Raw genomic sequence first — 14,665 nt, 5'->3', positions numbered from 1 at the left:
TACCCGCAGAGGCGTGAACATGGCCGCGACAGAGCATCGCGGACAGAAGACCTTATTCTAAGCCGACGTATTTGAAGTCAAAGCTGACATCAAACGGTTTCCACCAGCGGCCGACCCCCGTTTCGGCATCGGTGTGACGGTGCATACCGGCTTTTGATGGGGGTTCGATGTGGTACGTCACTTTGTAGTTACCCACGCCCATCATTTTGATGTTCGCACCGTAGTGTGGACCATCGCTGGCAACCATCGGCATGAAGGTGCCTTCCTGCTTCGCACCGGTATCCGTGTTGGTTAGGGTGTAAGCAATGGTCAGGAACGGCATCCACTCACCAGCACCAAAGCCATTTTTGTTACCTTCGGCGGCGTGAATATCGGCTTCCAGATGGATATCCGCTTTCGCGGCTGGCAAACCCATCCCGCGCGGTTCCATATCGATAGGTTGCAGATAAACGGCGGCAATTTCCATTTCGTTCATGGAAACCGGCTCACCCGCTGGATATTCTTTAAACGCCAGCGCGGCTGGCGCGGTGAAAATACCGGCAATAATGGCACCTGCAATCAGACTTTTTTGCATATTCATCAACCCCATCCTCATCTCAGTCATTCCCCCTCACCTCTCCCCGTCATACTTCACGAAGCGGTTGGGGTTGTTATGGTTATTTGCTGCTCTTATTGCTTTCAGTATCAGTGAACGTCGGAGGCCTTCTTGATCAGACAGCAGACGCTCTGCGCTGCATTACCCACAGGGCGATGAATGCCGCAACAACCAGCACACCCTGCGGAATCAGCGTTTCCACATACGGATAAATACCCAGCCCGCTGATTTCCGGCACGCCGGTTAGCAACGTCGGCTCGAACAGCTTGCCTTCGATCAGTTCCAGCACGCCCTTACCCGCAAAGACAAACGCCATCAGGTACATAAAGCAGCCGGTAAGCATGAAGAACGGCTTAAGCGGCAGTTTGACAATGGTGTAGCGCATCACGAGATAGGCGATCAGCAGGATCACACAACCGATGGCAAACCCAGCCAGAATAGAGAGATGCCCCGCCATGTTGCTAGCATCGCCGACCAGTGCGTAATAGAACAACACCGTCTCCGCACCTTCGCGGTATACGGCCAGAAAGCTGGTCAGCCACAGGCCAATCATGGAACCGCTGCTCAACGAGTGGGACAGCTTGCCTTCCAGATAGGCCTTCCAGTGTCGCGCCTCGACTTTGGACAACAACCAGTAGCTCATGAAGAACAGCATCACCACGGCGATCAGCATCGTAATGCCCTCCAGCAGCTCACGGCTGGCACCGGAATTGGTGAATAGAAGCTGGAAGAGGACAGCGGTAATCACGCTACACAACAGCGCGACGTAAACCGACTGGCGAATCAGCGGCAGCTTGTCCTGCTGATTATTTTTCACCAGATAGGCCACGATAGCCGCCACAATCAGCAAGGCTTCCAAACCTTCGCGCACAATAATCAGCAGACTGTAGATCAACAGACTCCAGTGCGTTTCTCCGCCGTCGCCCAGCATGGTGACCACTTTCGCTAGTTCCTGCTGTAACGCCTCAGCCTGCCCTTGCAGTTGCTCCGCAGGCTGTTTGGCATTCATGAGGCTCACCAGACGAGTGAAATAGCCTTCCAGCGTAGATTTGAACGCCGCATCGCGAGAACCAATTTTGTTCTCCATGCCCGTGGCTTCAAACAGATCGAAATAGGTGTCCTGCACCGCCATGATGGCAGGCTTAACCTGACCTTGACGATACTGTGCAATCGCAGCAGCAATGGCCTGATTAATACCGTCGGCAACTTTCGCCCAGTTGGCATCTGGTACTGCATCGGTATCCGCGTTGACAGCCGATGCCGCCGTCGCCTGTTGGCTGTCGCGCGTTGTTGGTAATCCCGGTAAGACATCCTCGATGTCTTGTAACAGCGTGGTCACCCGATAGGCGACATCTGTCAGTTGGTCGGGCTGGCTTGCTAGCGTAATCAGGCCAGAAAATTGTTGATTAATGGAAGCGGCCTGCTGTGCCGAGCGATTCTGCCTGACCGACATCTCCATTTCAGAGTTTTTAAACCCCTGATAGTGAGCCTGCTGCACGCTCTGGCTGGCCTTTTTGTAATCACCAGCCTGATATTCCGTCACAGCCTGCGCGAGCTGGTCATCGATGATTTTGAAACTCTGCTGCCAATACGGCGCAATATCCGTGTTGTCATAGGCACCATGCTGCTCCTGCGCAACCAGCTTGTGACCTTCTGATAGCACAGGCAGAACGGCATCCAATTCGCCCTTCAGCCATGAAATTTTTGCCTGTACCTCGGCCTGCGGCTTACCTTCGCCAATCATGCGGCGAATTTCACCGAAGGTCGCTTCTAGCTGATAGCTTTTTTGCGCGGAAATGTTGATACGAATGGGGCCTTCGAGGTTTTCAAACACCTCAAAATAGGCCATTTGAACTTCTGTACGGGCATCATCTGGCTTTTGCTGCTCATAGAGCTGAGCCGTTTTATCCAGCCGGTTTTCGATATCCTGAATGAATGAGGCGTAATCGGTCGCAGCAACGGCCACTGAACAACTAAACAACCAACACAACAACAGAAGCGTTTTTTGCCAGATAGACATAAGCGTGTGATGAAGCACAAATGATATTTATTCTTATTATCACTTTGAAGCCGCCATCTGTCTTGATTTAGGTCACGAAAACATTCGCAATAAAGACTTTTATTTGTAAATAAAAATTTCAAATATCAATTAAATCCTATCATTTCTATTTTATTTTTATAATTCTGAAAAAATGCGGATTTTTTGATCAAAATAACCACAAAACCCCCTCAAAAAATGAATAGCAAAAATAATGCCAATATTAAAAACCATCATAAAAAACCCTGATATAACCGTCTTAAAATGGCATTTCTTTACAGTATCGCAGCCAAATTTACAGAGAAGAAGGCCATTTTCCCTCAGTAATCCAAGGTATTACCTGCGTCACTGGCAATGCTTTTCACCGCCATTTTTTGGGCGACTGACCATCACATTCAGTCACAGTGGCATTCTGGCAATAGCCAGAGACCAACAGAACCCGACGGACTCCTTTCCACCCGGTTCATCGCCAGCCTCATGGCTTATCGCGTCTTCAGCTTCTGCCCGCATACTCACGATTGTCGTGTTTAACCCGCAAGGATCAGAACTTTTCCCATCCTTCACTGCTGCGCCCTTGTGTTGATAGCAGCGGTGTGGTGCCCTGCCTGACAGCACGATGAACCGGAGCAGCGGCCGCCGGACGAGAAAACGTCATGCCCGGATCGCATTCTGAATCCAGATCGAACACATCCACCACGGCGGACAACTCGCTGGATTGTTCATCCAGACGGGCAGCCGCTTCCGCCGATTGGGTCACCAACAGCGCATTTTGCTGCGTGACGCTATCCATTTCATGCACGGCCTGGCTAATCTGCGTAATACCACGCGTTTGCTCATCCGTTGCCGCAGCGATTTCGCTAATCAGATCGTTCACATGGGCAATCGCGGAGATAATTGCTGTCATTGCTTCGCCGGATTGTTTCACCTGTCCCGCGCCCGTTTCTACCCGCGAAACCGATTCCGCAATCAGCGCTTCAATCTCTTTCGCCGCCTGCGCGCTGCGCTGCGCCAGGGTGCGAACCTCGCCCGCCACCACCGCAAACCCTCGTCCTTGTTCACCCGCACGCGCGGCTTCAACCGCCGCGTTCAGCGCCAAAATATTGGTCTGGAACGCGATGCTATTAATCACCGAGGTGATATCAGAAATTTGCCGGGAACTGGCACTGATCCCTTCCATCGTCGTCATCACGTTGGTGCTGATATCTCCGCCTTTTTTCGCCATGTCGGCAGCATCCTGCGCCAGCTTACGTGCCTGATGTACGTGATCGGTGGTTTGACGCACCGTCGAACTAATCTCTTCCATACTCGCAGCCGTCTGCTGCAATGCCGCAGCCTGCTGCTCCGTGCGGCTGGAAAGATCATCATTGCCGTCCTTAATGTTCGACGTCCCGTTATTGATTTCTGTCGTGCTTTGCCGGATGACGGTCACCGTGTCGCGCAAACTTTTCTGCAAATTCTTAATATCGGGAATCAACCGTCCCGCACAGTTCCTGCCGAACTCCGCCAGTTCACAGCCTAAACGACCTGCGGTCAGCTGCGACAGGTGAGATTTCAGTACGGCAATCGGTATCACCAGATAGTTTCTCAGATAATACTCAGTGAAAATCAACACAATAACCCCAATCAACATAACCACAATGAGTACATTACGGTTTTTATCATTGTGTTCATTCACACTGGGAATCAATGATGACGCGGTAATGCCGTCCGAATAACGTTTGATATCGTCCCCAAATGTCAGACTGATGGGAGGGTAAACGGATCGGAAAATCTGCCGGAATGCATCAGGATCGTTACGTTGCAACGCTGAATTCATCGGATCGATAGAAGAGGATATCAGGGTATTCCAAGTCTGTTTTACTGCTTCAACCGTTGTCGGATCGACACCAATGTGTTCCGCCGATTGGAATTTTTCCAGCGAATCCTTGGTGTTTTTGATTGCAACCTGTGCCATTTCCAACGTCTGTCTGGCGTTTTCTGGCTCACTGCGCTGCAAATAGTCCATGGTTCTTTCCATACGCGTTACAGCCCGAAAATATTGATCGGCACCATAAACCAGATGGGAATACGTTTTTCGCTGAATCTCACTTTTATCAAGCAGATTAGTGACTTTATAAAGCGAGTAAAGACTAAAACCTGATGCCACTCCCCACGCCACTAGCAGGAAAGCCACGATGGCCAGCACCATTATTTTTATGCTGACATTTTTTAGAAATTCCATAATGCACTCCGCGACATTAACAAATATTTCCCGCCCGCACACCCTGCCGGAAAAGTATTTACTTTTTACTCATGACGGTACCGCCCGTTGTATCGCGCCCTTTATCCCACGCGATCCAACAGACGTTCTGGAATTCCCTGATTCATTACCCATCAGATGGGAAGTCACGCTAAATGCTAACAAATAGAATGCGTTATCTTCCTTGAGATGCCCGTCTCCACTGTTTTAAACAGCCAACAAACGCCACTACCGCAGCCCTGTCGGTGGCATATAAATGTTATATCGTCAAAAACAGTATAGGCATTAACGGATAAAGAGGAGGAATACGCTATCACGTTATTTGCCAGACAAATGCCCGCTGGAAAAAGGTCGCGGCGCTCAACGTGTTAGGCCGCTTTTTCATCGCGCTGAGCATGACCACGATCAGTAAATTAATTTTCTTTATCGGTGATTATCGAAGGTTAGATGACTGCATCAACAGCCTGCCATAAGCATGCAGTTCCTACGATCCAAGACTCGGCTTTGGAGAATAATCATGCAGAAAGTGCTTACCGTCTGCCCATATTGCGGGTCAGGCTGCAAAATTAACCTGCTGGTAGAGAACGGCAAAGTGGTTGGTGCAGAAGGGGCAAACGGCGTCACCAACGAAGGTGAGTTGTGTCTGAAAGGCTATTACGGCTGGGATTTTCTCAACGATACGAAACTTCTGACGCCACGTTTAAAACAACCGCTGATTCGACGTCAGAAAGGTGCCCCTTTTGAGGCCGTATCCTGGGATGAAGCGATCAGCTTCGCCAGCTCGCGGCTAAAAGCCATTAAAGAGAAGTACGGTGCCGAGTCAATTATGCACACCGGATCGTCACGCGGCCCCGGCAATGAAACCAATTACGTGATGCAGAAATTCGCCCGGGCTGTCACCGGGAATAATAACGTCGACTGCTGTGCCCGACTCTGCCACGGCCCGTCGGTCGCCGGACTACAGGTTACGCTGGGGAACGGCGCAATGAGTAATTCCATCTGCGAAATTGAAAAAACCGACTGCATCCTGATTTTCGGCTACAACGCCGCCGACTCGCATCCCATCGTGGCGCGTCGGATCCTGAAAGCCAAAGCGCGTGGGGCAAAAATTATCGTGTGCGATCCACGCCATATTGAAACCGCCCGCATCGCCGATCTGTGGCTACCGTTGAAAAATGGCTCCAATATGGCGCTGGTCAACGCGTTCGCCAACGTACTGATTAACGAAGGCTACTACGATAAGGCTTACGTCGCACACCACACTGAAGGTTTCGAGGAATTCAGCCAGACCGTCGCGAAATATACGCCAGAATATGTTGCCGACATCACCGGCCTGTCGCCGAAATTGATTCGAGATGCGATGCGGATGTATGCCGCCGCGCCGTCCGCCACCATTCTATGGGGAATGGGCGTGACCCAATGGGGGCAAGGCGTGGATGTCGTCAAAGGGCTGTCCGGTCTGGCGCTGTTGACGGGGAATCTGGGGCGTCCGAATGTCGGCGTTGGGCCAGTGCGTGGACAGAACAATGTGCAGGGTGCGTGCGATATGGGTGCCCTGCCTAATATGTTCCCCGGTTATCAAAAAGTCACGGATAAAGCAGTGCTGGCGAAATTTGCCGACGCCTGGGGCGTGCACGAACTCTCTGACAAAGTTGGCTACTCGCTGACCGATCTCCCGCACAAAATTCAGGAAGGGAAAATCAGGGCCAACTATGTGATGGGCGAAGATCCGCTGCAAACCGAGCCGGACCTGTCGATGCTGCGCGATGCTTTCAACGAGCTGGAGTTGCTGATCGTGCAGGACATCTTCATGACCAAGACCGCGGCGATTGCCGATGTGATTTTACCTGCGACCTCCTGGGGCGAGCACGAAGGCGTGTATACCGCCGCTGACCGGGGATTCCAGCGTTTTTATAAAGCGGTGGAACCACAAGGCGATGTGAAACCCGACTGGGAGATTATCAGCCTGATGGCAACCGCGCTCGGTTATTCGATGCACTATAACAACACGCAAGAGATCTGGGATGAACTGCGAGCACTCTGCCCGCTGTATTTCGGCGCAACCTACGAAAAAATGGCGGGGTTGGGCTATGTGCCCTGGCCATGCCCGACAGAAGATAGCCCCGGAACGCCGTGGTTGTATGCAGGCAATCACTTCGATCGTCCCGGCGGGAAAGGTCTGCTGCTGACGGCAGAATGGCACCCCCCTATGGAGCTGGTGGATGAGGATTACCCGCTGGTCTTGTGCACCGTGCGCGAAGTCGGCCACTATTCCTGCCGTTCGATGACAGGCAACTGCACAGCGCTACAAACGCTGGCGGATGAACCCGGCTACGTGCAGGTTAGCCCATACGACGCCGAACGTTTAGGCATTCGCGATCAGCAGTTGGTCTGGATCTCGTCGCGACGTGGCAAGGTTATCTCTCGCGTTGCCGTCAGCGAACGCATCAATAAAGGAGCTGTCTACATGACCTACCAGTGGTGGATCGGCGCCTGCAATGAGCTGACGTTGGATCATCTCGATCCAGTCTCTAAGACGCCGGAATACAAACACTGCGCCGTTAAGCTGGAAGCCATTGACGATCAGCATGCGGCGGAGAATTACGTACAGCAGGAGTACAGCCAGTTGAAAGATCGGCTACGTTCCACCGCAGAAAACGTCAGCTAGTTTCCTTTACCTAAGCCACCACGCACCTAAACCGTCGAGTACAAATGTAGGCGGTTTAGGAAATACGCAGAACCTGGACAATTGAGAAAATGCATATACTCCATAAAATACACGCCAGTTTAGGTCGCGTTTAACTTGCCATCCCGATAATACCTTTACTCCCTACCCCATCTTGTAAAAATTTATTAATGAAAGCGGATAAATTTCCGTTAATCGATAATAATTTTCTACACGGCCATTAAATTTTTACACCGCTGTTTATCTTTTAAAATTATGTTGGTCATCGCCGTCCTTCCCTCCGTTCAATTGTTTTTTATTCCTATTTAGCGCAATTTGCGTTTCATTTTACAATGATTTAATTTGTTTTTAACAAAAAGAGCCCCCTGTCAGCCGTGGTGCTTGGTCCTTTAACGCCAGACTAAACAATCGGTTAGATATCAGTTGGTGGGGATAAAAGGAATATTATTATTGCTCGCATCGAGGTCGTTTATGTTACCGATTACCGTCCCCTTGTCTCGCCATCATTACCTGTCGTTTATTATTCGGATCGACCCCGGAAGCTAACACCCTTCTTTACCCGTATTTCCCTGAGCCTCGCTGACGTCGGGAAATAACCCAATTCTTTCCCTTTCGATATGCGTTTATAAAAAACTGCCGGCTTTTTTCATCCTAAATTCGCAGAAAAGAAAGGCAGTACGCTATTCGGAAAATAATAAAAAACAGGAGATTCACTGTGCTCACTATTCTCGGTTTCTCTATGGTCATCTGTTTTATGTACCTGATCATGACCAAAAGAATGTCTGCCCTTATCGCGCTGATTCTTGTCCCTACGCTGTTCGCGCTGGCGGCAGGTTTTTATCAGGGGCTGGGAGCGATGATGCTGGATGGCATCAAAACGCTGGCACCGACGGGCGTTATGCTGACGTTCTCTATTCTCTACTTTGGTATCATGATCGATGCCGGGCTGTTCGATCCGCTGGTGCGTTTTATCCTTCGCCTGGTCAAAGGCGATCCGCTGAAGGTGTTGGTCGGCACTGCCGTATTAACCTTGATGGTGGCGTTGGATGGCGACAGTACCACGACCTACATGATCGCGATTGCTGCATTCTTGCCGCTCTATCAGCGGTTGGGTATGAGCGTGCTTGGGCTAACCTGCCTGGTGAACATCGCCAGCGGCGTGATGAACCTTTCCCCCTGGGGCGGCCCCACGGCACGCGCCGCTGCCGCATTGCGCGTTGATGCGCTGGACGTTTTCCTCCCCATGCTGCCTGCGATTATTCTAGCCAGCCTGACACTGGTCGGCGTGGCGGTATTTCTGGGTCTACAGGAGCGTAAACGGTTGGGGATTATTGATATCAGCGACTTCCAGAATACCTCAATCAACCTCGGTAACGGTAGCGACGAAGAAAGCGACGCCAATCGCCGTCCTAAGATGTTCTGGCCTAACTTTATCCTGACCACCCTGCTTCTGGTGTTTCTGGTGATCGGCATTCTGCCGATTCAGGTATTGTTCATGCTCGGCTTCGCCATCGCTGTCATGCTCAACTATCCCAAACTGGAGGAACAGAAAGCGCGGATCGGCTCACACGCGGCTAATGTGTTAGCGGTGACCTCACTCATTTTCGCCGCCGGGATTTTCACTGGAATTTTATCCGGTACGGGAATGGTGGATGCTATGGCGAAAAGCCTGTTGCAGGTGATACCAGAGAGCTTCGGCCCGTATCTTGCAGTGTTTACCGCACTTATTAGTCTTCCCTTTACTTTTTTGATGTCCAACGACGCGTTCTATTTCGGAATCTTACCGGTTATCGCTCAGACGGCGGTCAACTATGGTATCACCCCAGAGGAGATCGCTCGTGCGTCGATTGTCGGTCAACCATTCCACCTGCTCAGCCCACTGGTGCCGTCACTCTACCTGTTGGTCAGTCTGGCAAAAGTGGACATCGGCGATCACCAGCGCTTTGCCATTAAATGGGCGATTTTTGTCAGCCTGTCGCTGCTGCTCGGTGGTATTGTTTTCGGCGCGTTTCCGTTCTATCACCAGTAAGTCAGGCTTGCTCCGGTTCAGCCGGAGCATGTTCTGCTGACAGACGCATCAAGAGACGCCGTCCCCCCTAAACGACATAGCAGGATAGCAATGGCTTTAACTCCCCTACAGACAAGGATTGTCAGGCAAATTGTCGCCTATATTCGCCGTGAGCAACTGCCTCCCGGTGCACATCTGATCGAATCGTCGCTGGCACAGGTTTTGAACGCCTCACGTACGCCGGTCAAGGTTGCGCTGATGTATCTGACAGAAAAAGGCATGCTGCATTACTACCGTAATCGGGGGTTTTATCTTGACCGTCCTGCTCATGAACTGGGTCATCTGGTCGCCGAATTAGCCACTAGTAGCGAAGATCCGCTCTACCAGAAGATTGTCGATATGCGCCTCACTCGTCGGTTGCCGGATCAATTTTCAGAAGTGGATCTGATGCGAGAATTTCAGGTGTCCCGTACTATGCTGCGTAGCGTTCTGATGCGGATTCAACAGGAAGGCTGGCTGGAGTTTCGCACCGGACAAGGCTGGCGAACCACGCCGATTATCGATTCCGTCGCAGCCTATGAGGAAAGTTTTACCTTCCGGATGCTGGTCGAGCCCGCCAGCCTATTGTCGCCACAGTTTCATATCGATCAGCAAACGCTGGACGCGTGCCGTAAGCAGCAGGAAGACATTCTCAATGGCGGCTACCTAACGCTCACCCCCCATGAAATGTTCGATGCCAATACGCATTTTCATGAAACGTTGCTCGCTTGTAGCGGCAACCGTTTCGCTCACCATAGTCTGCAACGAGTCAACCAATTACGACGTCTGGTGGAATATCGACAAAGCAGCCCAATCTTCAACCCCAAGCGGCTGGAACAGATTACAGAGCATCTGGAAATTCTTGATTGTTTGCAACGGGGAGAACGCGAAACGGCAGCGGACACGATGAAGAAGCATTTGGAAAAAGCCTGCCACGATAAAGTAAGCATTGAACTTTTCCGCTGAAATAACCAACAGCGAGGTCCCAAATCATCGATAACATATGTTTAAAAAATAAAAAACACCATTTTAAACACCCTAAACGCCCAAATGGTTACAAATAGAAACACGTAGGGCAGTCATTAAACTTTCAATCAACAACAAAAAAATAAAGACTGAGACATGAAAACAAAGTCACGATTTAAATAATTAAAAAATTATTTTTTAGGTAAATGGCAGGTATATAAAGTTTTCGTTAATTGTTGTTTTATTTTTACTTAATCTTTAAGTAATTCACCATATGTTTTATTGATGTATAGCCACATATCATTAGCAACACTAATTCAACACCTTATGTCACCTGCCCTCACCCGCGATAAAACAACATAATCCATTGTTTAATAAAAATTAATTAAATATCTTGGTTTGACGCGGTCGGCGTGCCACATCCCCATTTATCATTACATACGGCATGGACATGCATTTTTCGCATGACAAAGATCACAATTGCATAACAATCCGCAGAAAAAAAATGTAAAAAGCAAGAATCGTTGTAATATCGGCGGGCAGACACAACACACCCCAATAACAGATTCGGGTGAGGGTTTGGTGTATTCAGGGAAACATCAGCCACCACGCGGTAATAATATTGTGTTGTCTGAATCAATTCATCAACATGAGGTTTATATGCAAAGGCAGAAGTTACTTGTACAGATAGTCTTGGCTATCGTCCTGGGAATATTAATCGGCTGGGCTTGCCATCAATATCTTGACGGCAGTCGAGCAAAAGAAGTGGCGTCTTATTTCAACATGGTTACCGATATCTTCCTGCGTCTGATTAAAATGATCATCGCGCCACTGGTCTTCGCTACGCTGGTTTCCGGTCTGGCAAGCATGGGAGGAAATTCTTCTGCCGTTGGTCGTATCGGTATGAAAGCGATGATCTGGTTTGTCAGCGCATCGTTCATCTCTCTGCTCATCGGTATGGTGTTCGCAAACCTGTTCCAACCGGGGGCAGGAATGAATCTGCCGATTCCTGTACAACAGGTTGCTACGGGTCTGAACACTGACGGATTTACGCTTAAGAGCTTCATCAGCCATATCTTCCCGAAAAGTATCGTAGAAGCGATGGCGAACAATGAAATTCTGCAAATTCTGGTGTTCTCACTGTTCTTCGGTTCTGCTCTGGCTTATGTCAAAGGCAAAAACAAGCACGCGACCACGATCATTTCCATGATCGAAGAGCTGACCAAAGTGATGTTCCGCGTGACCGACTACGTGATGGCGCTGGCTCCTATTGCTGTCTTTGCCGCAATCGCTTCCGCGATTACCACGCAAGGCCTGGGGCTGCTTTACGACTTCGGTAAACTGATCGGTGAGTTCTACCTCGGCCTGGCCGTGCTGTGGGGCGTTCTGTTCCTGGTTGGCTACCTGTTCCTGGGCAAAGCCATTGTTACGCTGGCGAAGCTGATTCGTGAACCGACCATGTTGGCTTTCGCCACGGCGAGCAGTGAATCTGCTTACCCGAAAACCATGGAAGCGCTGACCAAATTCGGCGTGCCGAAAAAAGTCACCAGCTTTGTACTGCCGCTCGGTTATTCGTTCAACCTTGACGGTTCAATGATGTACCAGTCCTTTGCGATTCTGTTTATCGCACAGGCTTACAACATCGATCTGAGCATTACCCAGCAAATCCTGATTCTGCTGACGCTGATGATCACCAGTAAAGGGATGGCCGGTGTAGCGCGTGCTTCCATCGTGGTGGTTGCAGCCACGCTGCCAATGTTCAGCCTGCCGGAAGCCGGTATCCTGCTGATTATCGGTATCGACCAGTTCCTGGATATGGGCCGTACTGCAACTAACGTCATCGGTAACAGTATCTCTACTGCCGTTGTGGCCAGTATGGAAAAAGACGTCCATGATGATGAGGAAGAGGCTACCGACGAAGTCGTCGCCTATCAGGAACCTCAGCAAGCCACGCAAAATAGCTAATACTGAGTGAGTGAATGCTTCATCATAGCGGCTTTCGGGCCGCTATTTTTTTATATCGTCATACGTCAAGCGACCCGTGTGTTGGTTGCATGACTCGGCACCTCGATGGCCTCGCGACGCTTAGAGCCCAGACGTCGATGACAGCCCTTTCATGTAGCGCCAGAATTTCTCAGAGGCTACATTCAGCCGTGCATCAAGGCGATACAGATAAACCCCCATGCGGATTACCGCGTTTTCCATGCTCAGAATTGTCAGCTCTTTGTTTTTCAGCTCTTCCTGAATGGAATAATCCGGCAGCCAGGCAATACCGTAGCCTTTTTTCGTCATGCGTTTAAGCAAGTCACTCATAGAAGAGACGAAGTTGACCGTAAACTTATCGCTATCAACGCTGGATAAATAACGGCTGACCTGACGCCCCATATAGCTCGTCTCGGTATAGTTGAGTAACGGCACCGATGAGGCGCTTACATCAAACAGTGGCCTCCCTGCGCTATCACACGCGCAGACCGGATAAAGCCGGGATTCCAGTATCTTCTCGTGCATAAAGGGCTCCCCCATCAGATCCTCATTGTAGAATGAGAAAATGAAGTCGCTGCGCCCTTCTTTGAGATTCAGCACCGCTTCATCCACATCGATCGACTCTACATAGAAGATTTTTTCCTGCGGATCCGGTACGTCTTTTAACAGCTCCGGCATGATGAATACCGACAGCGAATGCGCCGCCGCAATGGTGATCTTGTTTTTGTAATTATCCCCGCCGTGCAGCTTATTGAGCTGATACTCCAAATCATCCAGCGTATTGCGGATATAGGCGTGAAACACGCGGCCCTGTTCGGTGAGTTGCAGCGGCAGCGCGCTACGGTCAAAAATATCAAACCCAACCGCCGCTTCCAACGCCTGAATACGCCGGCTAAATGAGGATTGAGAGATATTTCGCTTCTCAGCCGCCAGCGTAAAACTCCGGTGCTCTTCCAGCACGATAAAATCATAGAGCCACTTGGTTTCGATATTGTTCAGCATCACCCCTCACTCAAAACGCGCAGCGCCATGTTTTCGTTCCCTATGCCAACGTCCTGTCTCTGCCAGCGTCCTACATCGCCAATAAAGCGGCTTCCCACCGAACGCCGTTAAAACCAATAAAAGCATAGGGATGCCAATAGTTATGCAAATCATACATAGCAGATGGGAATTTAGCAATTCACATTGCCCGGCAGTGTGCGATTATCCTTTTAATTTCATAATGCTACAGGGTTAACAGCATGAACAGTCTCGTGGGAATTCTTGGCGGTATGGGGCCGGGTGCTACCGTCGATGCGATGCAAAAACTGATCAAAAACACGCCAGCGTATCGGGATCAGGATCATATCCCCATGATTGCGGTTTCTATTCCTGATATCCCTGACAGAACACAATGCATTCTTCAGCACAGCGCCTCACCGCTGGAAAAAATGCTGCAATATATGAAAATTCTCGAAAATGCAGGCGCTGAGTGCATCATCATCCCATGTAATACCGCGCACTATTGGTTTAATGAATTAAAACAGCAGTGCCGTGCGGAAATGATCAGCATTATTGATGTGACCTGCCAGGCGATTAAAAACGCCAACACCACACGCGTCGGCCTATTGGCGACGACGGCGACGGTCAAAGCGAGAATTTATCAGGACAACCTGATTAGCGGTAATATTGAATGCTACACGCCGGATGATGCAGAGCAACACCAGGTAATGGAAAGCATCTACGCATATAAATCCGGTGATATCGTCGGCGCCTATAACATGCTGTCACCGGTAAAAGATCGCCTGTTGCAGGCTGGCGTCGAGAAAATTATTCTGGGTTGTACCGAGCTTCCTCTGATTCTGGAGCAGGAAGTCAGAACATCACCACAGCATTATGTCGATGCGACGGAAGAGTTAATTAAGAAAACGGTCGAGTGGTATTTTACCCACAGTTCGAGAAACGATATCGCCGCCTGATTCAATTTTATGCTATTTAATACAATATACAGGCTTCGATAATTATGCCACTCGGCGGATACATTCATGCCGAGTGGCATAGTGTTATATAGCCACTATGTAATGAGTATCAACACCAATACGACCTATACAGACACGTAAATAAATGCTCCG

General features: G+C 50.0%; 9 protein-coding genes. 5 read left to right on the top strand and 4 right to left on the bottom strand.

Translation table 11 applies throughout. From position 1 onward, the window contains the following. Window positions 1–52 precede the first annotated feature (52 nt). The 3 genes from ACKQAD_RS06190 to ACKQAD_RS06180 form a co-directional block, all read right to left on the bottom strand. Window positions 53–580, bottom strand: a complete 528-nt coding sequence (locus ACKQAD_RS06190) for an iron transporter (protein ID WP_409159342.1) — start codon at window positions 578–580, stop codon at window positions 53–55. 130 nt (window positions 581–710) lie between these two features. Continuing rightward, the gene (locus tag ACKQAD_RS06185; protein WP_409159341.1) at window positions 711–2,615 is read right to left on the bottom strand and encodes an FTR1 family iron permease; all 1,905 of its coding nucleotides are present in this window, start codon (window positions 2,613–2,615) and stop codon (window positions 711–713) included. A 559-nt stretch (window positions 2,616–3,174) separates the two neighbouring features. Continuing rightward, entirely contained in the window at window positions 3,175–4,854 is a 1,680-nt protein-coding gene (locus ACKQAD_RS06180; protein ID WP_409159340.1) for a methyl-accepting chemotaxis protein, read from the bottom strand. A 535-nt stretch (window positions 4,855–5,389) separates the two neighbouring features. Here ACKQAD_RS06180 and fdhF point away from each other — a divergent pair. The 4 genes from fdhF (at window position 5,390) to ACKQAD_RS06160 (ending at window position 12,536) form a co-directional block, all read left to right on the top strand. Then, window positions 5,390–7,540, top strand: coding sequence for a formate dehydrogenase subunit alpha (fdhF, locus tag ACKQAD_RS06175; protein ID WP_409159339.1), 2,151 nt, complete (start codon window positions 5,390–5,392; stop codon window positions 7,538–7,540). Between the two features lie 733 nt (window positions 7,541–8,273). Then, window positions 8,274–9,587, top strand: coding sequence for a CitMHS family transporter (locus ACKQAD_RS06170; RefSeq protein WP_409159338.1), 1,314 nt, complete (start codon window positions 8,274–8,276; stop codon window positions 9,585–9,587). Between the two features lie 90 nt (window positions 9,588–9,677). Further along, window positions 9,678–10,571 carry a GntR family transcriptional regulator gene (locus ACKQAD_RS06165; protein WP_409159337.1) on the top strand — a complete coding sequence of 298 codons (894 nt, stop codon included), beginning with the start codon at window positions 9,678–9,680 and terminating at the stop codon, window positions 10,569–10,571. 660 nt (window positions 10,572–11,231) lie between these two features. Further along, window positions 11,232–12,536: a dicarboxylate/amino acid:cation symporter gene (locus tag ACKQAD_RS06160; RefSeq protein ID WP_409159336.1), complete on the top strand. Its 1,305-nt coding sequence runs from the start codon at window positions 11,232–11,234 to the stop codon at window positions 12,534–12,536. Between the two features lie 120 nt (window positions 12,537–12,656). On the opposite strand, the gene hypT is transcribed toward ACKQAD_RS06160, so the two are convergent. Next, a complete protein-coding gene (hypT, locus tag ACKQAD_RS06155; RefSeq protein ID WP_409159335.1) occupies window positions 12,657–13,556 on the bottom strand; it encodes a hypochlorite stress DNA-binding transcriptional regulator HypT in 900 nt (299 codons plus the stop codon). Window positions 13,557–13,795: 239 nt separating this feature from the next. Here hypT and cuyB point away from each other — a divergent pair, with 239 nt between their 5' ends. Next, a complete protein-coding gene (gene cuyB / locus ACKQAD_RS06150; protein ID WP_409159334.1) occupies window positions 13,796–14,512 on the top strand; it encodes a cysteate racemase in 717 nt (238 codons plus the stop codon). The last annotated feature ends 153 nt before the right edge of the window (window positions 14,513–14,665 follow it).

It is taken from the genome of Pectobacterium artocarpous, from assembly GCF_046159765.1.
Taxonomy (GTDB): Bacteria; Pseudomonadota; Gammaproteobacteria; order Enterobacterales; family Enterobacteriaceae; genus Pectobacterium.
Note: the sequence above shows the minus strand (reverse complement) of the source record. Positions and strands in the feature narration are given on the sequence as shown.

Coding starts and splice junctions, on each gene's coding strand:
- ACKQAD_RS06180 (WP_409159340.1), bottom strand. CDS start 4,854: ATGGAATTTCTAAAAAATGTCAGCATAAAAATAATGGTGCTGGCCATC.
- fdhF (WP_409159339.1), top strand. CDS start 5,390: ATGCAGAAAGTGCTTACCGTCTGCCCATATTGCGGGTCAGGCTGCAAA.
- ACKQAD_RS06165 (WP_409159337.1), top strand. CDS start 9,678: ATGGCTTTAACTCCCCTACAGACAAGGATTGTCAGGCAAATTGTCGCC.
- ACKQAD_RS06185 (WP_409159341.1), bottom strand. CDS start 2,615: ATGTCTATCTGGCAAAAAACGCTTCTGTTGTTGTGTTGGTTGTTTAGT.
- ACKQAD_RS06160 (WP_409159336.1), top strand. CDS start 11,232: ATGCAAAGGCAGAAGTTACTTGTACAGATAGTCTTGGCTATCGTCCTG.
- cuyB (WP_409159334.1), top strand. CDS start 13,796: ATGAACAGTCTCGTGGGAATTCTTGGCGGTATGGGGCCGGGTGCTACC.
- hypT (WP_409159335.1), bottom strand. CDS start 13,556: ATGCTGAACAATATCGAAACCAAGTGGCTCTATGATTTTATCGTGCTG.
- ACKQAD_RS06190 (WP_409159342.1), bottom strand. CDS start 580: ATGAATATGCAAAAAAGTCTGATTGCAGGTGCCATTATTGCCGGTATT.